This is a genomic window from Kitasatospora sp. NPDC088264 (assembly GCF_040685715.1).
In the GTDB taxonomy this organism is placed as follows: domain Bacteria; phylum Actinomycetota; class Actinomycetes; order Streptomycetales; family Streptomycetaceae; genus Kitasatospora.
The window spans coordinates 37,277-57,584 of the sequence record NZ_JBFBIR010000054.1; the positions used below are offsets into that span (position 1 = coordinate 37,277).

Consider the following 20,308-nt stretch of genomic DNA (forward strand, 5'->3'; position numbering starts at 1 on the left):
GATGGGAATTCGGCGGGCCCGCCAGGGTTCGCCGTCAGAGTTCGCCCGCCAGGATCCGGCGCTCCTTCTGCGGATCGATGCCGAGCACGTCGCCCTGTAGACCCTGGGTGTAGGGCTCCTCGCGCGGGCCGCGTTCCTGCAGCCAGGCCCAGGTGTCATGCACCGTCTCGGCGAGCGGGCGACAGCGCAGCCCGGCCGCCGCAGCTGCCCGGGAGTCCGCCCGCCAGATCGCGCCGGCGCTCCCGTTGTCATCGAACTCCGGGTACCAGAGCGGGAGTTCGCTCCACGGCCGGACGCCGGCCGCGCGCAGCCGCTGGTCCTCAACCCAGACCAGTTCGGCGTTCGAACCGCTGGCCGCCGCACAGGCCGTGAGCAGTTCGCCGTAGGTGCTCGACCCCGGCAGCGAGGTGGTCACGAACCGGCCGCCGACGCCGCGTTCCCCAGGTCCAGCCCGAAGGCGGCGAAGTCCCTGGCATCGACCAGTTGGATCGGCAGGTCCGGCCTGCCGGGGGCCAGCACGCGCCCGCCGCGCGCCGTCCGCTCCAACCACCAGGGCAGCCGCCCGATGCTCTCGTGCGGGCCGATCAGCAGACCGCAGTTGAGGACGGTCGATCGATCGGTGCCGAACTGTTCGAGCACAGACCGCTCGCAGCCCGCCTTGAGCGCGGTGCTGAATGGCAGGCCGGGTGGCGAGTCGGCCGGGCAGTCGTGCAGCGGCGAGTCCTCGTCGACCGGCCGGTCGGGCCAGCGGGCGAAGGCGTGGACCGAGGAGACGAAGACGTAGTGGCTCGCGTGCTCGCGCAGCAACCGGGCCGAGGTGGCGACGGCGTGCGGCTGCTGGCCGCTGGTGTCGATCACCGCCTCCCAGGCCCGGTCGGGGCCCGGCGCCCGCTCGACCAGCGCGGCCAGGTCCGCGGCATTGTGGCGGTCGCCGCGCACCGTCACGGTGCCCGGCAGGTCGGGTCCGGAACGGCCTCGGTTGAACACGGTGACCTCGTGGCCCCGGGCCAGGGCCTCCGTGACGAAGGCGCGGCCGAGGAACACCGACCCGCCGAGAACGAGGATTCGCATGTGACGATCGTGCCCCGGAGGCCGTGCCGCAGAACCGTGCGGCATCCGGCGGGTTCTCCCGGTCCCGCTGAGTGGCCGAGGCCCGGCCCGGCCCGGGCCGGGCCGGGCCGGGCCGGGCCGTGGCAGCGGCGGTGACGCGTGCCGTGTCCGTGGGCGAGCTCGTCACCGCACTGCGGGGGGGGTGGTCAGCGGCAGGGGGGATCGCTTGGGGACGGTCCGGGGGCCGGGAGAGGAGAGCCCGGCGCGGGCGAGGTGCAGGAGGCCAGTTCCCGAAGCAGCTCGGCGCGCAGTTCGAGGTCCGGGCCGGGGTCGGCGGCGAGTGCGCGGGTGGAGTCGATGGATTCCATGCATCCGGGCTCTCTCTCGCGCGGTATCCGGCATACGCCCGCGGACTCGTTGCGACCGATCCGGGCCGATCCGGATACTCGGTGCGCAAGCCGGCGCGGGCCTGCGCGGCCGCCGCCGTCGAGGAAACGAGGAACGCATGCGACTGATCGCTGTCGAAGAGCACTTCCTGCCGTCCGAGCACGGAAAGGAGGTGATGGCCGGGTATGGCCTACCACCCGCTGCGGCGGGCCCGTTGGCGGATCTCGGCGCGGGTCGGATAGCGGTCATGGATGCGGCCGGCATCGATGTCCAGGTGCTGTCGGTGGTCGCTCCGGCCGCTCAGGAAGTACCTCGTCCGCGTGCGGTTGACCTGGCGCGGGCGCTGAACGACCGGGCGGCAGAGGCGATCCGGCAGTACCCGGGGCGATTCCGCGCGCTGGCGAGTCTGCCCATGCCCGTCCCTGAAGCCGCCGCAGCCGAAGCCTTCCGTGCGGTGCGCGATCTGGGGTTCTGCGGAGTCATCATCAACGGCCATACCGGTGGCCGATTCCTCGACAGCGCCGAGTTCGAACCGGTCCTCGCGGCGGCGGAGGAGCTCGGGGTCCCCGTATACCTGCACCCGACATATCCGCCGGCTGCTGTCATCAAGGCATACGGAGCAGGTCTCGACCCGGCTGTCGCTGCGTTGTTGGTGACAGCAGGGTGGGGCTGGCACGCCGAGACCGGGATGCACGTCCTGCGCATGGTGCTGGGCGGTGTGTTCGACCGGCACCCGCGTCTGCAGGTCATTGTCGGGCACATGGGGGAGAACCTGCCGTTCTCCCTGCTGCGTGCCGATGAGGTCCTCAGCCGTCTGCGGCCGGGGCACGAGTCCGTCGCCGACACGGTGCGCTCCCACGTCCACCTCACGATCAGCGGGTACACCACCGTCGCTCCCCTGCAATGTGCGCTGACGGTGTTCGGAGCCGACCGGCTGATGTTCTCCACGGACTATCCCTTCGGAGACCCCGTCCAACACGCCACGTTCCTGCAAACCGCTCCGCTCAGCCCCGAGGACCGCGACAAGATCGCGCACACCAACGCTGAACGCCTTTTCAACATCTGAGACTTGATGTCGCCCTTCCAGGTGGCAGTGGCCGACGCGGCGCCAGCACGGGTTCTCCACCCATCCCCTTCGATCAAACACGAGGGCGCCTCATGCAAGTGACCCGCCACCGAAACACCAGGGGCGGCACGCCACTCGTGAGCAGACCGCACAGACCGCAAAACAGCAGGCTGGCACGGCGCCGGGCACCAGAACGGCGTCCTGCCCGGGCGGTTCCCCGCAGGCCCGACGCCGCGCGCTCCGCTCAATGGAGAGTGCCTCCGATCCCCGGTACACCCGCTTCCTCCACACCGAGTCAACCGATCAGCTCGAACCGACGCCGAAGGTCCGCAGTTCGTAGTAGTCGCCGCTGTACGTGCCGTCGGGTCCCTTCTGGAGCATGAAGGCCACCGGGCCGGAGCGGTGGAGCGGGCTGTCGATGGGGGCCCGGCCGGCGGCGAAGGCGGTGTCCACTCGGGGCTTCATGGCGTCCAGCCAGGTCTTGGTGGACTCCGGTTCCGCTCCTGGGTGATCCAGGCCGGCGCAATCATGGAGGAAATCGGCTTGCTTCGCGGCGGTGGCCGTCACGTGGCAGGACCAGGTCGTCAAGTCGCCGTCGATGGTCCACGCCGCGGCGATCCACATCGCGGTGTTCCCGTCCTGCTTGACGCCCGAGGCGTGCCAGACCGTCGGCCGGCCGGGGAAGTCGACCTTCTCCCGGGCCTTCATGGTGATGCCCCAGGTGGTGGCCAGGTGGTTCAGATACGACTCGCCGGTGTACCCGGGCTCGATCACCTGGCTCCTGACCGTCGGAGCCTCGGCGGCGGCCACCGGCTCGGTGGGCCAGTCCGCCGGACTCCCCACGCTCGGGGCGGCGCTGGAGGGTGCTGCCGTGCCAGCCGGGGGCGGTAGGTCCGGGCCTTCGCCTGGGCCGAGCCGAGTGGCGGCTTCGACTCCGGGCCGGTGCGGCTCCTTGCCGTGCGAGGACGAACAACTGGCCAGGACGGCGAGGGTCGCTGCGGTCACGGCAAGGCGCGTCAGGGGGTGAGCGGCACTCAAGAACGGCTCTTTCGGGCTGAGGTGTCGCGCGGTCGACCAGGACGGCCCCGCTCGCCGACGCGAACGACGCCCTGGTCCCGCTCTGGGGGTCGTGCCTGATCCTGGCCGCCGCGATCGCCCTGCTGGCGGGTGCGACCGCGCTCCTCCTCAGCCGACGGCGGCGTCTGGAGGGCCGGCCGCAGGCCGAGCGGCTCTGGAACCAGGCCTGGTACTGCGCCCGGTGCGGCACCGCTCACTTCCCGCCCACCGCCGGGCAGGGCACCCAGGCACTCGTCCTCGCGGACTTCCGCAAGGCGGTCTGAACGGCCGGCGGCTACGGCGACCTCGCCGAGCAGTACCGGCCGTAGGCACACGTCCGCCCGGCCTGGCCCGGCTGGGGCGGGCGTACGTCTGCGGGGCGGGTGAGGCGGTCCGGGCTGGTGGGTCCGGGTCAGCGGGCGGGGCCGATGCCCCAGGCGGCGGCCCGGGCGGCCGCGGCCGCGCGGTTGGGCAGGTCGAGCTTGGCGAGGATGTGCTCGATGTGGGTTCCCACCGTGCGGGGCGTGATGTGCAGGCGCTCGGCGATCTGCCGGTTGGTGCGGCCGGCGGTCAGTTCGGCCAGCACCTGGAGTTCGCGTGGCGAGAGCCCGCCGGGCCGGGGCGCGTTCGCGGCCGGGCCGGGCGCGGCGAACGCCTCGGGTGGCGGGCCCGCGTGGGCGGTGACGGCCGCCGCGAGGGCCTCGGTGAGGAGGGTGACCACGGCGCGCGCCGGATCGGGCGCGCGCCGCGGCCCGCGGGTGCTGACGTTCAGCATGCCGACGTACCGGCCGTCGGCGGCGAAGAGGCACTGGGCCACGCCGTCCTCGATACCGAGGGGGCACAGCACCTCCCGGAAGCCCGGGGATGCCGCCAGGAGCCGCCCGGGAACGTCCCCGAGCCACAGGGCGCCCCGGGCCGGCCTGCGGAGCACCGGGAACACCGGGTCGCGGTGCAGGCGGGTCTCGATGTAGGCCGTGGCGTCGTCCGGGTAGCTCCCGGCCAGGGTGGTGTGGCGCCGGCGCAGCGGATCCCACCTGGTCAGGGAGGCGTGGTCGTACTCCACCACCTCCGACAGCGCCGCCAGGACCGCGTCGACGCCGCCCGCACCGCTCGTGGCGCTCCTGGCGGCCTCGCGCACGCGCAGGGCCGCCTCCAGGATGTCCGCACCGCCGCGCCGTGTTGCCATCATCCAAGGATGATCATGTGCCCGGATTGCGTCAATCGCGCAGGGTGTCGTGCACGATGTGCCCGTCCATGACGGTCAGGACGACGGGCATCGCCGGGATGTCGTGGGCATCGGCGGCGAGCAGGTCCCCGTCCAGCACGCAGAGGTCGGCGACCTTGCCCACCTCCAGGGAGCCCTTCCAGTCGTCGGCGAAGTCCTGCCAGGCCGCGTCGATGGTGTAGGTGCGGATCGCCTCGGCCAGACCGATGCGCTGCTCGGGACCGCTGACCCGGCCGTCGGCCTTCGACTCGCGCAGCACCATGGTCGCCACGCCCTGGCGCCAGTCCGGGAACGTGACCGGGGCGTCCGACCCGCTCGCGACCCGCACCCCGGCGTCGATGGCGTCGCGGTAGGGCCAGGCGTAGGCGGCTCGCTCGGCGCCGACGAAGTCCTCCTCCATGTCGGCGACGGTCCACTTGATGGTGGGGTTCATGTTGACGCCGAAGCCGTGCGCGGCCAGCACCTTCATGCCGTACGCGGTGAGGAAGTCGCCGTGGATGACGTAGTGGCGGGCATCTGGCCGCGGGTGCTCGGCCATGGCCGCGGCGAAGGCGTCCGCGACGGTGTCGATGGCCCGGTCGCCGGTGACGTGGACGCCCACCTGGTGCCCGGCGGCGTGGGCGTGTCGGATGATGGCGGCGATCTCGGCACTGCGCTCGGTGTCGCTCCGGCCGCCGACGCACAGCGAGCCGCAGCCGCCGCCGACGTACGGCTCGTGCATCCAGGCCGTCTTGTTGGGCACGACACCGTCGGCGAAGACCTTGACGCCGTGGATCGCGAGGCGGCGCGGATCGGCGCCGCCGGAGACGGCGGGTTCGAAGGGTTCGCCGGACCCGCCTGACCCACCGGACCCGCCGGGTTCGCCGAGGGCCGTGAGCGCGGCGAGGCCGCGGGTGAACTCCTCGGTGGTGCTGGCCATTCCGGTGGGCAGGAGCAGGACGCCGACGCGGGCGGTCAGTTCACCGTCGGCCAGCAGCCGGCGGTAGACGTCGAGGGTCTCCGTGCCGAGCGCGCCCCGCATGATGCCGTCGCCGCCGGGGCCGAGCCCGGGCTCGGTGTAGCTGGTCACGCCGAGCCGGGCGAGCGTGGCGAGGGCCGACCTGACCGCGCCGGTCCGTTCCTGTCGGCTGAGCGCCGGCAGCGCGTTCTGGACGAGGTCCTGGGCGCCCTCGTGGAGCAGCCCGGTGGGCTCCCCCGCCTCGTCCACGACGATGGCCCCGCCGGGCGGCGCGACGGTGTGCCGGTCGATCCCGATCAGCTCCAGCGCCTTGGAGTTGACCCAGGTGGCGTGCCCGGAGAAGGAGTACAGGACGACCGGGTGGTCCGGGCTCACGGCGTCGAGGTCGCGCCGCGAGGGCAGCCGCGACGGATCGGCGACGCACTCGTCGAGGTAGCCGGTGTCCCAGCCGTGCCCCGTGATCCACTGCCCGTCCGGGACCCGGCCGACGGCCTCCCGCACCGCCTCGGCCACGTCCGCGAGGGAGGACACGGCGGGGTGGCCGAGGTGGAGGGAGAGCGGCGGCGACGCCATGCCGAAGGCGCATCCGTGCAGATGCGAATCGTTGATACCGGGAAGCAGCGTCGCCCCCCGCAGATCGACGACCCGGGTGCCCGGTCCGATGAACGGTGCGACGTCGTCGCGCCCGCCGACGGCACTGATGAGCCCGCCGGTCACCGCCAGGGCCGAGGCGACGGAGAACTCCGCGTCGACCGTGACCACCCGCCCGTCGAGAAACACCAGGTCCGCATACGTGTGCACAGAAAGGCCCCTTTCGAAGACCGGGCGCACCACGGCCGCCCGGAAACGCTCTCCCGAGGACTATGTCCGCGCACCCGTCCCTCGCACATCGGTCATCCCACCGATACACGCTCCTCCGGTAGCGGGGTGACACCCCGTGCCCTATCCGACCCGGCGCGGGCCGTGCCGGGCCGGATAGGGCACGGGGCCGTGCAGGGGCTACATGGTCCAGCGGATGGTCAACGGCTTGCCGTAGCCCGCGAGGCCTCGAAGGAGCAGCTCACCCAGGACGATTCCGCTGTCGGTGACGAAGAACGGCATGGAGTACGGGAAGTCCTTCGACCACTCGGGAAGCGCGATGACGGACCCGTCGGGGTTCCAGCGCTGCGCGTAGAGCTGGGCGCGGGCCGGCCACGGGTCACTGGTGTACCCGACGATGACGCCCTGGTCGTTGATACCGGTGGCGACGCTCGTGAGCGTGGTCGGCGCGAGCGGCAGAGGCGTGCCGTCGACGGCCCAGCGCGCTGCCTGTCCTCCCAGGCTGCCCACCACCGTGCCCGCGTTGTTCACGGCCTTCGCCTGGCTGCCCGCGCCCAGGTCGGAGACGGCGCCGGCGGCGTTCCAGACGAGGGCGTGGTCCGCGCCCGGCTCACCGCCCGGCCGGCCGGCCCCGATCACGACGCCGGAGTCGGTGATGCGGGCCGCGCTGCTGGTCACGTAGCCCGCCGGCACGTCGAGCGCGGTGACGGTCCCGTCGGGGCTCCACGCCACCGCCCGCCGGGAGACGATACCGCCGGCCGGGTACGAGTAGCCGACCGCCGTACCCGAGCTGTTGACGGCGACGGCCTCGCTCTCGGTGTCACCCGGCAGCGGCGGCAGGACGACGGGGGCACCGCTCGGCGGCCACGCAACGGCGTGCTTCGCGGTCGCCGCGCCCCAGGAGGACCCCACCGCGGTGCCGTTGTCACCGATCGCGGCGGGGGCCGCCGTCGTGTCGCCGGGCAGCGGAAGCAGTTCGGTCGGTGTGGACGGGGAAGTCCATCGCACCGCGTGCTGCCGGCCCCCGACCTGCGCGGCGGAAGTCCCCACCACGGTACGGGCGTTGTTGATCCCGACCGGACTACCACCGGCGTCCCCCGGCAGCAGCGCGAGTGGTTCGGTCGACCAGTCCGCCCTCCAGAGCAACATGTACGTCCTGATGTTCTCGTTACGGGTGAGGTCCCCCACGATGACGAAGGAGACGCTGTCCCCGTTGCCGTTGGCGGCCTTGAGCTCACTGGAGTAGGTACCGGGCTCGATGGGCGGCGACCCGACCGAGATACCCCCGGGGTAAGGGTTGGCGGCCGCCGCCGGTGCCGAACCCACGGCCAGGGCCGCGGCCGTGGCGGCGGCGACGGCCGCCGCGACTGTGCGAGAGGTGCGCTTGCTCATGGGATGTGCAGCTCCTGTCTCTCGTTGACGTCACGGAGGCACCGTCGAGCCGATGGCACGCCGCTTCCCCGCCCCCGTGCCGCGCACCAGTCTCCGCCAGCCCGGCCGGGACGCGCAGCCCGATCGGTGATTTGCCCCCGACCGGTTCGTCACCGGATCAGCGCGAACTCGCCGACAGAACACGGATGTTGCGGCGCCGGAGGGCGGCTTGCGGCCGGACCCTGAGGAACGAGGGGCAGGTGTCCCGCTATGGTCGGCTGGGCACTCGGGATCCGGGGTACCGGTCATCGACGGAAGCGGGGCTGGAATCGTCATGGTCAGGTCTGTGGTGCGGTTGATCACCGGGGCACCGGGGGCGGGCAAGTCGACACTTCTGGGTCGGCTGCGGGAACGGCCGGTCACGGTGGTCGACTTCGACGAACTGCCCGACGACGACGGTCGGTTGCTCGGTATCGACATCACCTCCCCGGACGCGTCCGGCATCTGGCCCGACTACAACCGCCTGTGGGTGCGGATCGCGGGCATGCTCGCGCGGGGAGGCGGGCCCGTCCTGGTGTCCTGCCCCATCACCCCGGCCGAGTGGGAGGCCGCCGCGGCCGATGTGCCGGACGCCCCGGAGGTCGTCTGGGCGCGGCTGGACTGCGCGGACCACGACCGCCGCGTCCGTTTGGCCGCCCGCGGCTGGAGCGCGGAGCAGGTCGAGGAAGCCGTCCAGGACGCCGACGAACTGCGCGAACTCGTCCCCACGGCCTTCACCAGCTCCGACCGTGCCCCGGTGGAGGTCGCCGAGGACATCCTGCGGTGGATCACCGACTCCCCCAACGCCTGACCCGGCGACGATCGGAGCCGATTCCCTTCCCCCGGCCGGGTCGACCACGGCGACCGCTGCCGGCGGCTGCACGACCGGCGGCGGTGACCCCCGGCAGCCGGCCGTCGGCCGTCGGTTGTTGGGTGTTGGGTCTTGGGTGTTGGGTGTTGGGTTGACGAGATCGTTCGTGCCCGGGAGCATGTGTCGCCGCGTGCGTGCGCGGGTGTGTGCAGACCGGATTCGTGGGGTGTGGGGTCATGAGGTTCGTGGTGTCCGAGCGGTGCGTGGGAAGGATCGGGCTGGCCGTCGGCGCGGTGCTGGTGTTGGCGGCCTGCGCGGTAGGCGGGGGCGATGGAGCGTCGGCCGGTTGGCCGGGGGCCGGCAAGCAGGCGTACGGCCCGGCCCCCACCGAGGCGGTCGACTCCCTCAGTTCCGTCGGCTCCGTCGGCTCCGTCGGCTCCGTCATGGCCGTCAGGGCCGCGTTCGGCAGGGCTGCCGGGACCATGGACCTCGCCGGGCCCGCCGCTGCGTCCGGCCCGGTGGCCGAGGTCCGGCAGGCCGGTGCACCCGCGACCACCCTCTCGATCACGGAGGGCGAGGTCGGCGAGGTGGGTCCGCACGGGACGATCACCTACCCGTCGGTGACCAGCTGCCTGGTCGTCACCGTCTACCTGTGGGACGGCGGCAAGGTCGGCGGCCATGCCAGCCTGTTCCAGGTCCCGGGGAAGTACTACTCGGACGAGGTCCTGCCGGCCATCAAGCGTGCCGTCGGTGGCCGACGGGTGGCGGCCGTCGACGTCAGCGGGGCCGTCGGGGCCTGGAACCCCTCCTACTTTCAGAAGGCCATCGAGCGGTACACCGACGGGTCGGTCCCCGAGCCGACGGGCGACGCGAAGGGGATCGGTGACGTGGTGGCCAAGATCCTGGGCCGACAGGGCAAGGAGGTCACCGTCCGGGACGTGCCGGACGGCGACATCACCAGGTGAGCACCGCGTCGACGGCCCTGCCCCGTACACGGGGGGAATGACCACGGCCCGCGCACCATAGCCCCTGAGGAGAACGAACCGACGGGGCACCGACCACCGGGGCGCGGGCCCGGCCTTCGGCGGGACGGGGCACCCGCCGGTCCCACTCAGAGCGCCAGTTCGACGAGGCCTGCGAGCAAGCCGACGACGATGCCCAGGACCGCCACGGCCGTAAGCCCGATGAGGAGGCCGACCACCAGGGTCATGGCCTCCGGGGCCTCACCACGCCGGACTCCGACCAGCAGCCAGCCGGCCGGCACCGCGCCCAGTACGAGAATCATGCCCGCGCCGATGCCGTACTTCACGGCGGGCGCCGACGACGGCTCGTAGGCCACGCCCCGCACCAGCCGCACCGGGAGCCGGGTGCCGCCCCGGTGCTTGCCGGTCGTGCCGTTCACCACGATCGGGCGGGCCTCGCCCGCGGAGGCGCCGGCCGGCGTGAACCGCCCCTGGCAGTCGGTGCCGTCGCTGTTGCCCTCGCTGTCGGACACCTCGTAACAGCGGTCCACCAGCACCACGCCGTCCGGCGGGCCCAGCCCCATGGCCGCGCCCATCCGCTCCGCGCTCAGCCACCAGGCCAGCCACACCGCCCCGGTCAGGAGCGCCACCGCCAGCATCCCCGCCGCCACACGCACCGCCGCACGCGCTGCCACACCCCACACGCCGCCTCCCCGCGCACGCACCACGACCGCCGCCCACCGTTGTTGCTGCTGCGCCCACCGCCCCCGCCACGAAGCCGCACGAGCCGTACGAGCCGCACGAGCCGCGCCCGCGATGCAGGGCCTGCCCGACCGCCGGGACCGGTACGGCCAACTGAGGATGTCAGCAAGGCAGTTGACACGCAATGCCCCACCCGGGCCCGGCGACACCCGATGCCGGTGAACGACGCGGTGCCGGACGGGCGCGCCCGTGCGCACGTGGAGGCGGTGTCGGCGCGGCGGAGGCCGCGGCCCAGTCCGCTCTTCTCCTCAGCTCGGCGCGGGCGCCGCACCGTCGAGGACGAGGTCGATGATCCGCCGGCTTGCCCGTTCCGGGTCCAGCTGGTCGGTGCTGCCCGATGCCATGCGGGCGAGGAGGGGGGACACGAGGAGTTCGGAGACCAGGTCGAGGTCGATGTCGGGGCGGATCTCTCCTCGTTCCACGCCGCGTCGCAGGACATGGTTCATGGCATTCCGGCGGGGAGTGACGATCTCTTCGAAGTAACGGCTGTGCAGCCGCGGGAAGGTTGCCGCCTCGGCGTTGAGAGCGCGCAGCATGCTGCTGGCCCGTTCGTCGACGACGCGCTCGGCCAGGGCCTGGAGAAGGACCGCGAGGTCGGCGCGGGTGTCGGCGCGGGTGTCGGCGCCGGCCGGCAAGGGCCGCGGTTCGTTGATCGTCTCCAGCACGTCGAGGTAGAGCTCGTCCTTGGTCTTCCAGCGCCGGTAGACGCTGTTGCGCGAGACCCCGGCCTGCTTGGCGATCGTCACCAGCGACAGGCCGGTGAGGGTGGCGCCCGAGGCGACCATGCCGAGAACCGCATCGATGATGGCCGTGTCGGTGGCGGGGTCACGCTGTCGGCCCCCGCGGCGGCCGGGGAGTTCCGTGGTCACGCCAGTAACGATACAGGCCTGTTGCGTTAGGGGGCCGCCAGCGGGCAATAATGGAACAGAGCTGTTCTGTTTCTTTTGGAGGGTCCATGCCCGTGCCAGGTCCCATCGCTCCCGCCACCAGGGCCGACAGCAAGACCGCTTCGTCCGCTGCCGCCCCGACGCCACCGCCCGCACGCGTCCCCGTCCTGATCGTGGGCGGCAGCATCGTCGGGGCTTCGGCCGCCCTGTTCCTCGCGGCCCGGGGCATCACCCCCGTCCTGGTCGAGAAGCACTCCGCGGTCTCGACCAGGCTGCGCGCCAAGCTGTTCTATCCGCGAACGATGGAGGCCTACCGCTCGGTCGGGGCCGACCAGGACGTCTACGCCGTCCAGCACCGACTCCCACCGGCCGACCACGCCGCGGTGGTCACCTCGCTCAACGGCCCGGAGCTGCGACGCTGGCGGCTACCGGCCGCAACGGACTTCAGCCGCCTCTCGCCCTGCCCCAGCGCCTTCGTCAAACAGGCCGACCTGGAGGAGGTCGTCCGCGCCCACGCCCTTGCGGCCGGCGCCGACCTGCGCCTCGGCCACCGCCTTCTCGAACTGCGCCGCCACGACGACCACACCGTGGCCCGGATCCGCGGCGCCGACGGCGCCACCTACACCGTGGCCGCCGACTACCTGCTGGCCGCGGACGGCAACGGCAGCGCCGTCCGCGAGCACCTGGGCATCGGCCGCAGCGGCACCGAGGTGGTCGCGCACGTCATGGAGATCGGCTTCGAAGCCGACCTGCGTCAGGTGCTCGACGGCCGCCGGCTCGCCCTCGCCTTCACCGGCCCACCCGAGCACGCGTTCCTGAGTTGGAACACGGCGCAGGACCGCGGGACGGTGTCGGTGACCTACGACCCCGACACCACGGATCCAGCCGCGTTCGACGTCCAGCGCTGCCGCGGCATCGTCTCGCGCGCGCTCGGCCTGGCGCCATCGCACTTCACGCTCACCGGACACCGGCCCTGGCAGATGGGCGGCTGGCTGGCCGACTCCTACCGCGCCGGCCGCGTCTTCCTGCTCGGCGACGCGGCCCACGTCACCCCGCCGACCGGCGGATTCGGGGCCAACACCGGCATCCAGGACGCCTGGAACCTCACCACCAAACTCGTCTCGGTCCTGCGCGGCCACGCCGACCCGCGGCTGCTGGACGACTACGAAACCGAGCGCCGCGCAGTGGGCCGGATCACCGTGGACCAGGCACTCCTGCGCGCCCGCGACCGCGCCCGGGTCCCGATCGAGTTCCGCCCGCTGCTCAGCGAGGCGGCAGTGGCCATCGGCTACCGCTACCCCGTCCCCGGCGACGACCCGGCCGCCGCCCTCCCGGCGGCCGACGAGCCGGAACGCTGGCACGGCGAGCCCGGCACCCGGCTGCCGCACCTGCCACTCCCCGACACGGACCGGCCCCGCTCCACGCTCGACCTGGTCCACGCCGGCCGCTACCTGGTTCTCGCCGGACCCGAAGGACACCCCTGGATCCGGGCCGCACGCGAGCTGGATCCGCACAACGCCTTCCTTGACACGGCACTCCTGCCCCGCCGGGCCGCCCCGGCAACGGAACGGCCCGCCGACACCTGCGGCATCGGCGACCACGGCGCCCTGCTGGTCCGTCCCGACCACGTGATCACCTGGCGCACCGCCCACGCCGCCCCGAACCCCCTCACAGTCCTCGCCGCCGCCACGCGACGGGCGTTGGGTGGCTTTGTTCACAAAAGAACCGGTTCTGGTCCAGCTCCCTGGAATTGGCCAGAGCCGGTTCTCATGAACAAAGCCACGCTGGGAGCCGACCTCCCCTCAGCACGCTGAGAAATCCCAACAAAATGGGGTGGAAGATGCCTTCCGGCCGAGCGAGGATCTCTTACTACTCGCCGACGAAAGGGCAGCAATGGGCGACAGGTCGCCGAGGGAGCTCATCTACCTCGCCGATGACGAGGGGAACAGCGTCACAGTCAGCGTCCTGGGGCGTAACCTCAGGTGGACCACCGGGCTCGACGCCGAGATCGTCGTCAAGACGCCCTTCGTGTCCGGCCGCATCGACCTGGCGTTGTCCGTTTCGAAGATGGAGAGTTGGGCCGACGCGCTGGACCGGCTCGACGCCGGCGAGGACGTTGCGTGGATGGAGATGAGCAGAGGGCCGTCCATCTTCATCCAGCTCACCGGCGAGCGTGACTGTCCGGAAGTGGTCGTAGAGGACGAGTCCAGGTCCATGGTCACTGTGCGGGTCCCACTCGTCCCGCCGGACGACTGGATCGCCGACCATCGCCAGCGTCTGCGCCAGGTGATGGATCACTGGGTTCCGATGCTGTCGAGGTAGGGAGACAAGCCGCCGCCGGCAGATGAGTGCGCATCCGAGAGCGAGGAAGGCTTCGTGGATCTCGTCGCGGATCTCTTCAGCGGATCCGCAGACGGCGGAACCAGTGCAGATGGGCGAACCCGCGCTCCACGAACCGGCGTTGAGTGCCAGGACCAGAGCCGTGGGAGGTACCGCGTCGGGCGATCACCGGCTTCACCCCGAGAGCCCGGACAAGGCGGCGGTACTTGTCGTGTTCGTAGCCGCGGTCGCCGAGCACGATCTCCGGGCGACGTCTGGGGCGTCCGCGCCTGCCGCGTACCGGCGGCACGGCTTCGAGTAGCGGGATGAGCTGGGTGACGTCGTTGTGATTGCCACCGGTCCGGATGCCGTTCGCGCCCCGGATGCCGAACCCGACGCTCGACCTTGGACAGCAGTGGCTCGACCACTACCCACAACTCGTCATCGACGTCTCACGGCTTCGGTCGAGCCATCCCGCACCCCCGGATCCACGCTCCCGGAGTGATCCAACCACCTCGGAGATCATTTCGTGAGGGATTCTGAGGCGGCTTCGACCGGCGGCCGCAACCACGGTGCCGAGGCAGCGGAGTGCTCTACCGGTCGCGCCGAGGGCCGGGCGTCGTCGGGCGGCTGAGTGCCACGGCTGCCTGGACGGTGTTCGCCTGGTGCTCGGCCTGGCGGGCGACGGGCAGCCAGGTCGGCTGGAAGCGCCGCTGGTACTGGGCGCACCAGTCCTGGAGGAGGTGGTCGAGTCGGGCGGTGGCCGGTGTGGTGGGTGCCTTGGCCGCCTCGGCGGCGCGGCGGAGCAGCGCCGCCGCGCGGACCGGGATCCGGTGGGCCCACAGTTCGATGCCGGCGAGTTTCGCCTCCGTCATGGGCGTCGGGTGGAGGAGGCGCTGTCCGGCGGCCCGCGGGTCCCATGCGTGGGCCAGTTGTCGCGCTGCCGTCAGCGGCGTGCGCGCAGCCCGGAGCAGGGCGGTGTCGTCCAGGTGGGGCAGAGCTTCGTCCATCAGGTCGGTGAGCAGGCGCCCTCGCTCCCGGACCTGGCCGGCGCAGGCGGTCAGGCGCGCGTAGGGGTCGTCGGCCGGGCGGGTGTCCCCGAGGTGGGCGCCGGCCCAGGCCGGCGTCTCGACGATGACCGTCTCGCCGCCGTAGCGCTGGGGGGCGAACCAGGTGGTGGCGCGGACGCCTCCTGTCTCCTGCTGGGGCTGGGCGGTGTGAGGTTGGCCGGGGCGAGGTTGGCCGGGGCGAGGTGGCGCCAGCATTCCGGTGCTGCTTTCCTGCTGGTCGATGTGGTGCGGCGCCATCATGAAGACGCCCGGGCCCGCTTCGCGCAGCCAGAAGGCGTCGTAGGGGCCGGTCTCGACCGGGATCCCCAGTCCGGCGGCGGAGTTTGCGAACGGCTCGGCGAGGCCGGCCGGATCGCAGGTCGACTGGAGGAAGGTCCCGCCGACGTCGGCGCTGTGGAGGGAGAACTGGAGGGACGGCCGGAGGTCGTCGATCAGGTCGAGGAGGATCCGGCTCTCGGGAAGTCTCCCGCCGATCGCCGGCGCCCACTCGGGCTGTTCCTCGGCGGCGGGGCGGAAGTAGTGCTCGAAGTACTCGGGCAGGCTTCGGGTGCCGGCGCCGGCTTCTGCGAGGCGTGCTCCGTCGGGGTCGAGGCAGAGCAGGAAGTTCCAGGTCACCGCCTGGTGCAGAGACGGCTGCGCGAGGACGCGGTGGGCCAGTTCCACGATGCCGACGCGGCCGGAGAACTCGTCGGCGTGCGCACCCGTCACGATCAGCACGTTGGCGGTGGCGGCGGCGTGGCCGATCGTCAGGAGCACCAGCGGCCGGCCGGCGCGGGATGTCCCGACGGTGCGCACGCGGCAGAGTTCCGGGTGTCTGGCGGCCAGCAGGTGTGCTGTGTCGGCGAGTTCTTCCAGCGTGGGGTACCGGTCATGAAGCAGGACCGCCCTGCCGGCGCTGGTCGACGTATCGGTCAACATCGGTGCCCTCCCTTGTCTGACCGTCCAGTCTCGCGCCAAAAGCGGCGGCCTGCACCTCGTGGTGCAGGCCGCCGCCCGGTGTGCGCGGCGTTGTCAGGCCGCGGTCCTCAAGTCCCGCCGTCGGCCCCGGTTCGCGTCCAGGTGAGCCGGTCGGTGAGCGGTTACCAGCTTCCCTTGAGGGGGATCCAGCCCGGGTTGCCGAACGTCGTGGTCACGGCGGCGGTGCTGTTGTCGTTGGTGAGGTAGAACGTCGCGGTGGCCGGGTCGTAGCCGCCGACGCTGTCCTTGCCGGAGCCGTTCCAGTCTCCGACGAGGGGCTTCCAGCCGGGGTTGCCGAACTTGATGGTCACGGCGGTGGTGCTGTTGTCGTTGCTGAGGTAGAAGGTCTGGGTGTTCGGGTCGTAGGCGCCGATGCTGGTGACGCCGTCGCCGTTCCAGTCGCCGACCAGCGGGGTCCACCCCGGGTTGCCGAACTTCGCCGAGCCCACGACGGTGCTGTTGTCGTTGCTCTCGTAGAAGGTGGCGGTGGCCGGGTCGTACGCGCCGATGCTGTCCTTGCCGTCCTTGTTCCAGTCGCCGACCAACGGGATCCAGCCGGGGTTGCCGAACTTCGCGGTCACGGCGGTGGTGCTGTTGTCGTTGCTGAGGTAGAACGTGGCGGTGCTGGGGTCGTACGCGCCGACACTGGCGACGCCGTCGCCGTTCCAGTCGCCGACCAGCGGGATCCAGCCCGCGTTACCGAACTTCACCGAGCCCGCAACCGTGCTGTTGTCGTTGCTCTCGTAGAAGGTCTGGGTCGCCGGGTCGTACGCGCCGATCCGGTCCGAGTACGGCTTGGCGTGGTCGGTGCTCAGGCCCGCGTTGCAGTTGGGCCAGGCACCCGGGCCCTGGCCGGCGAGGATCTTCTCCGCTACGAGGATCTGCTGCTTCTTGGAGGCGAGGTCGGGCCGGGAGGCGTAGGCCAGGCCGCCGTAGGCCTTCCAGGTGGGCAGTGTGATCTGCAGGCCGCCGTAGTTGCCGTTGTTGGTGTTGATGCTCCAGTTTCCGGTGCTCTCGCACTGGGCGACCTTGTCCCAGGTGGCCACCGAGGCGGCTTGGGCCGGTGCCTGGGAGGCGACGGACAGGACGGCCGCCCCCAGGGCGACAGCGGCGAGCGAGCGGGTGCGACGGGTGTGACCGGTGTGACGGGCGGTCGACTTGTTCTCGGGCATGCTCGACTGACTTCCTCTCGTGTCGGTTGGGGGCGGACTACCAGCGGCCGGCGATCGGGACGTCGCCGGGGCTGCCGTAGACGAAGCTGGTGGCGGTGGTGCTGTTGTCGTTGCTGAGGTAGAAGGTCTGGGTGTTCGGGTCGTAGGCACCGATGCTGGTGACGCCGTCGTTGTTCCAGTCGCCGACCAGCGGGGTCCAGCCCGCGTTACCGAACTTCACCGAGCCCGCGACGGTGCTGTTGTCGTTGCTCTCGTAGAAGGTCTGGGTCGCCGGGTCGTAGGCACCGATGCTGTCCTTGCCGTCCTTGTTCCAGTCGCCCACCAGCGGGATCCAACCCGGGTTGCCGAACTTCGCGGTCACGGCGGTGGTGCTGTTGTCGTTGCTGAGGTAGAACGTGGCAGTGGCGGGGTCGTACGCGCCGACGCTGTCCTTGCCGGAGCCGTTCCAGTCACCGACCAGCGGGATCCAGCCGGGATTGCCGAACGTCGTGGTCACGGCGGCGGTGCTGTTGTCGTTGCTGAGGTAGAACGTCGCGGTGGCCGGGTCGTACGCGCCGACGCTGGCGACGCCGTCGTTGTTCCAGTCGCCCACCAGCGGGGTCCAGCCCGCGTTACCGAACTTCGCCGAGCCCAGCGTGGAACCCGCGTTGTCGCCTTCGTAGAAGGTCTGCGTGGACGAGTGGTACACGCCGGCCTTCGTGGCCCGGGTCTGGACGTCGTCGACGATGTTCTTGTAGCGCAGGGCCTTGTACTCGCTGTTGGGGTGCGAGTCGAGGGTGCCGTTGATGGACGCGCCGGTGACGTGCTTCACCGGGGTGGAACCGAAGGAGTAGTACGAGAAGGTGGTGTGCGCGGCGTCGTCCCACTTCTCGAAGAGGAGGACGTGGTTGTAGTAGCTGTTGAGGACGTCGCCGGCCTTGAGCTCGCTGCGCGGGATCTCGTAGGTGTAGGAGTCCGCGATGCCTTGGGTGTTGGGGCTCGCGCCCAGGTGCCAGGCCATGGAGACGTAACCCGAGCAGTCCGTACGGTAGTTGCGGCCGCTGGAGTCCGGGTAGGAGCCGCCCTGGTTGTAGGGGATCGACTTGCCCAGCCAGTACTGCGCCCGCTGGATGACCTCACTGCGGGTGACCTTGCCGTCGATCGAGGACGAGGCGGAGACAGCGGCGGTGGCCGCGTGAGCCGCGGTGGTGGTGACGGCCGTCGCGGCTATCGCACCGGAAGCGGCGAGGGAGGCGGCGAGGGCGACGTGGGCGAGCCTGGACAGCGTGGACGAAGGCATGGCGGAACTCCTCTTGCTGGTTGCGGGTTGCGAGGTCGAGACGGTGTCGGATGCCGGACAGCGTCGTGCGGGCGCAGCGGTACTGCGGGTTCAGCGGCGGCGTGGGTTCAGCAGCCGGGGGGCGCCGGTGGCTGGTAGCGCCGGCGCATCAGGGGTGAGGCCTGGTGGCCTCGGGCGATCAGGACGTGGGCCCGGCTCAGGGTGTCCTGGTCGACGGCGGGGTCACGGCTGGCGAGGTAGACGAGCAGGTCGACGCGGTCGGCCTCGCTTCGGACAGTGATGTGCTGGAGGCCGTCGTCGGGGCGGGCGTGGGCCCACAGGACGGCGCGGACCTCGGCCGCCTCGCCCGCTTTGTCCACCTCGGCCGCCTCAGCCGCCCCAGCCGCCCCAGCCGCCTCGCCGGACGGGACCGGCCCGGCGCTCTGCCTGCGGTGCAGGGCGGCGTAGATGACGTCCATCCGCGGGTCAGCCGCCCCAGCCGAAGCTGGCGTTGACGGCGGTGTCCGGGGTGCTCACCGACAGGACGGCGGGGGCGGCGAGCAGCGCGCCCAGCGAGATGGCGATGGCCGCGGCGGCCTTGGCGATACGGTTCTGGATCACGATCGGCTGTCCTCAACTGTTGCTGACACGAAGGGATTTCTCCGATCGGTGCGTCCCGCGGTTGACGCTCCGTCCGGCTGCCGTCCGGGCTGTCTTCCTGGCGGCGATCACTAGCTTTGCCGGTCGGGGGGCTGCTCGGAAGGCCTTGCGGGTGTCGCCAACCGGCCTGTCCGACTCCGGACAGGCCGTCATGGACATGACCAGAACCGGGTGGCGCGGCCTGCCGTCGAGGCCGGATATTCGACCTTGAGGGCCGTGTCATCCCATGAAAGGATCATGAAGCTTCGTGTGCTGTCACAGCCACGAGAGCTCACGGATCATCACACAAGGGGGACACCATGTTGCAGGCGCTTGGACTATCGGCCCGCGCCGAACAGGTCTACCAAGCCCTGCTCGACCACCCCGCCGACGACGTCGAAGCGATAGCCGGGCGCTGCGCGACCACCGCCACCCAGGTCCACGACTGCCTCGACGAACTCGGCGCCCTCATGCTCGTGCGCGCCTCCGCCGACCACCCCGGCCGGATGCGCGCCGTCGACCCGGCCGTCGGCCTCGCCGAGATGCTCGCCCGTCAGGAAGCCGACCTCGCCGCCCGCCAGGCCGCCCTCGCCGCGTCCCGCGCCGCCGTCACCCGCATGGTCGCCGAGCGCGCCGAACACCACGCCGCCCACGGCGAACGCCTGCTGGGCATGGACGCCGTCCACCACCGCCTGGAACAGATGAGCCGCACCACCACCACGGAAGCCCTCAGCAGCCAGCCCGGAAACCAGCACCCCGAGGACCTCGACTCCTCCCGCCCCGGCGACGCCGGCGCGCTCGCCCGCGGCATCACCATCCGCACCCTCTACCAGGACTCCACCCGCCACCAGCCGCACGTCACCGGATACGCCCACTGGCTGCTCAGCCAGGGCGGCGAAGTCCGCACCGCCCCCACGATCCCCCAGCGCATCGTCATCGCCGACCGCCGCGAGGCCCTCGTCCCCATCGACCCCGAGGACCACCGCAAGGGCGCACTGCACGTCACCGAACCCGGCATCCTCACCGCCCTGCTCGACCTCTACGAGCAGGCCTGGAACACCGCCGTCCCGCTCGGCGCCGCCTCCCCCGGCGACCCCACCACCGGACTCACCGCCACCGAGCGCGAACTGCTGCGCCTGCTCGGTAACGGTCTCACCGACAACACCGCCGGCCAGCGCCTGGGCATCTCCTCCCGCACCGTCGGCCGCCACATGGCCTCCATCATGGAGCGGCTCAACGCCAGCAGCCGCTTCGAGGCCGGCATCAAGGCCGCCCAGAACGGCTGGCTCTGACCGGCCCGAAGTACGCCGTGTCAACCCGCGGCGCCCCGACCGATTGTCACAGTCCGATCCTCGCGATGTCCTGGCGATTGTGACGCCGCGCGTGCCACCGAAAGCCACTGACCGACCGTCATGGTGGGTGTCCAGCAAGCCAGCACGCACCGTCATCGGGGAGCCACCATGTCCGTCCGCCGCCGTCGCCCGCTGCTCGTCACCGCCG

The 20,308-nt window shown here is 71.6% G+C and carries 20 protein-coding genes and 1 pseudogene; 6 read left to right on the forward strand and 15 right to left on the reverse strand.

Going from position 1 to position 20,308, the window contains the following annotated elements:
• Window positions 1-34 precede the first annotated feature (34 nt).
• The 3 genes from AB0O82_RS30340 to AB0O82_RS30350 all read right to left on the reverse strand — a co-directional run bounded on the left by AB0O82_RS30340 (window position 35) and on the right by AB0O82_RS30350 (window position 1,418).
• Window positions 35-415 (reverse strand): hypothetical protein, encoded by a 381-nt coding sequence (locus AB0O82_RS30340; protein WP_363587112.1) that lies wholly within the window; start codon window positions 413-415, stop codon window positions 35-37.
• Complete coding sequence (locus AB0O82_RS30345; RefSeq protein ID WP_363587113.1) at window positions 412-1,071, reverse strand: NAD-dependent epimerase/dehydratase family protein; 660 nt, start codon at window positions 1,069-1,071, stop codon at window positions 412-414. The genes AB0O82_RS30340 and AB0O82_RS30345 overlap by 4 nt, the downstream gene beginning before the upstream one ends.
• Window positions 1,072-1,256: 185 nt before the next feature.
• Window positions 1,257-1,418, reverse strand: a complete 162-nt coding sequence (locus tag AB0O82_RS30350; protein ID WP_363587114.1) for a hypothetical protein — start codon at window positions 1,416-1,418, stop codon at window positions 1,257-1,259.
• A gap of 137 nt (window positions 1,419-1,555) precedes the next feature.
• Between AB0O82_RS30350 and AB0O82_RS30355 the strand changes: the two genes are divergently transcribed.
• Window positions 1,556-2,503 (forward strand): amidohydrolase family protein, encoded by a 948-nt coding sequence (locus AB0O82_RS30355; RefSeq protein WP_363587115.1) that lies wholly within the window; start codon window positions 1,556-1,558, stop codon window positions 2,501-2,503.
• Between the two features lie 303 nt (window positions 2,504-2,806).
• Here AB0O82_RS30355 and AB0O82_RS30360 read toward each other — a convergent pair whose 3' ends face one another.
• The 4 genes from AB0O82_RS30360 to AB0O82_RS30375 all read right to left on the reverse strand — a co-directional run bounded on the left by AB0O82_RS30360 (window position 2,807) and on the right by AB0O82_RS30375 (window position 7,953).
• Entirely contained in the window at window positions 2,807-3,508 is a 702-nt protein-coding gene (locus AB0O82_RS30360; RefSeq protein WP_363587116.1) for a hypothetical protein, read from the reverse strand.
• 463 nt (window positions 3,509-3,971) lie between these two features.
• Window positions 3,972-4,748 carry a LuxR C-terminal-related transcriptional regulator gene (locus AB0O82_RS30365; RefSeq protein WP_363587117.1) on the reverse strand — a complete coding sequence of 259 codons (777 nt, stop codon included), beginning with the start codon at window positions 4,746-4,748 and terminating at the stop codon, window positions 3,972-3,974.
• Between the two features lie 28 nt (window positions 4,749-4,776).
• Complete coding sequence (locus AB0O82_RS30370) at window positions 4,777-6,543, reverse strand: amidohydrolase (RefSeq protein ID WP_363587118.1); 1,767 nt, start codon at window positions 6,541-6,543, stop codon at window positions 4,777-4,779.
• Between the two features lie 198 nt (window positions 6,544-6,741).
• Window positions 6,742-7,953 carry a hypothetical protein gene (locus AB0O82_RS30375; RefSeq protein WP_363587119.1) on the reverse strand — a complete coding sequence of 404 codons (1,212 nt, stop codon included), beginning with the start codon at window positions 7,951-7,953 and terminating at the stop codon, window positions 6,742-6,744.
• A gap of 313 nt (window positions 7,954-8,266) precedes the next feature.
• Here AB0O82_RS30375 and AB0O82_RS30380 point away from each other — a divergent pair, with 313 nt between their 5' ends.
• Both AB0O82_RS30380 and AB0O82_RS30385 read left to right on the forward strand, forming a co-directional pair.
• Window positions 8,267-8,782, forward strand: a complete 516-nt coding sequence (locus AB0O82_RS30380) for a hypothetical protein (protein ID WP_363587120.1) — start codon at window positions 8,267-8,269, stop codon at window positions 8,780-8,782.
• Between the two features lie 236 nt (window positions 8,783-9,018).
• Complete coding sequence (locus AB0O82_RS30385) at window positions 9,019-9,747, forward strand: hypothetical protein (protein WP_363587121.1); 729 nt, start codon at window positions 9,019-9,021, stop codon at window positions 9,745-9,747.
• A gap of 146 nt (window positions 9,748-9,893) precedes the next feature.
• Here AB0O82_RS30385 and AB0O82_RS30390 read toward each other — a convergent pair whose 3' ends face one another.
• Window positions 9,894-10,394 (reverse strand): hypothetical protein, encoded by a 501-nt coding sequence (locus AB0O82_RS30390; protein WP_363587122.1) that lies wholly within the window; start codon window positions 10,392-10,394, stop codon window positions 9,894-9,896.
• A 360-nt stretch (window positions 10,395-10,754) separates the two neighbouring features.
• Window positions 10,755-11,375: a TetR/AcrR family transcriptional regulator gene (locus tag AB0O82_RS30395; protein ID WP_363587123.1), complete on the reverse strand. Its 621-nt coding sequence runs from the start codon at window positions 11,373-11,375 to the stop codon at window positions 10,755-10,757.
• 86 nt (window positions 11,376-11,461) lie between these two features.
• Here AB0O82_RS30395 and AB0O82_RS30400 point away from each other — a divergent pair, with 86 nt between their 5' ends.
• On the forward strand, window positions 11,462-13,207 hold the full coding sequence (locus AB0O82_RS30400; protein ID WP_363587124.1) for an FAD-dependent monooxygenase: 1,746 nt from the start codon (window positions 11,462-11,464) through the stop codon (window positions 13,205-13,207).
• Between the two features lie 19 nt (window positions 13,208-13,226).
• Window positions 13,227-13,715: a DUF5959 family protein gene (locus AB0O82_RS30405; RefSeq protein ID WP_363587125.1), complete on the forward strand. Its 489-nt coding sequence runs from the start codon at window positions 13,227-13,229 to the stop codon at window positions 13,713-13,715.
• Here AB0O82_RS30405 and AB0O82_RS30410 read toward each other — a convergent pair.
• The 6 genes and pseudogenes from AB0O82_RS30410 to AB0O82_RS30435 form a co-directional block, all read right to left on the reverse strand.
• Window positions 13,716-14,073, reverse strand: a pseudogene (locus tag AB0O82_RS30410) (transposase); the annotation flags it as partial.
• 232 nt (window positions 14,074-14,305) lie between these two features.
• Window positions 14,306-15,700, reverse strand: a complete 1,395-nt coding sequence (locus AB0O82_RS30415; RefSeq protein ID WP_363587126.1) for a M14 family zinc carboxypeptidase — start codon at window positions 15,698-15,700, stop codon at window positions 14,306-14,308.
• Between the two features lie 161 nt (window positions 15,701-15,861).
• Window positions 15,862-16,911, reverse strand: coding sequence for a transglycosylase family protein (locus AB0O82_RS30420; protein WP_363587127.1), 1,050 nt, complete (start codon window positions 16,909-16,911; stop codon window positions 15,862-15,864).
• A 37-nt stretch (window positions 16,912-16,948) separates the two neighbouring features.
• Window positions 16,949-18,190, reverse strand: a complete 1,242-nt coding sequence (locus AB0O82_RS30425; protein ID WP_363587128.1) for a VCBS repeat-containing protein — start codon at window positions 18,188-18,190, stop codon at window positions 16,949-16,951.
• Window positions 18,191-18,297: 107 nt separating this feature from the next.
• Complete coding sequence (locus AB0O82_RS30430; protein WP_363587129.1) at window positions 18,298-18,648, reverse strand: hypothetical protein; 351 nt, start codon at window positions 18,646-18,648, stop codon at window positions 18,298-18,300.
• A gap of 7 nt (window positions 18,649-18,655) precedes the next feature.
• Window positions 18,656-18,790, reverse strand: coding sequence for a hypothetical protein (locus tag AB0O82_RS30435; protein WP_363587130.1), 135 nt, complete (start codon window positions 18,788-18,790; stop codon window positions 18,656-18,658).
• Between the two features lie 338 nt (window positions 18,791-19,128).
• Here AB0O82_RS30435 and AB0O82_RS30440 point away from each other — a divergent pair, with 338 nt between their 5' ends.
• Window positions 19,129-20,100 carry a helix-turn-helix transcriptional regulator gene (locus AB0O82_RS30440; RefSeq protein ID WP_363587131.1) on the forward strand — a complete coding sequence of 324 codons (972 nt, stop codon included), beginning with the start codon at window positions 19,129-19,131 and terminating at the stop codon, window positions 20,098-20,100.
• The last annotated feature ends 208 nt before the right edge of the window (window positions 20,101-20,308 follow it).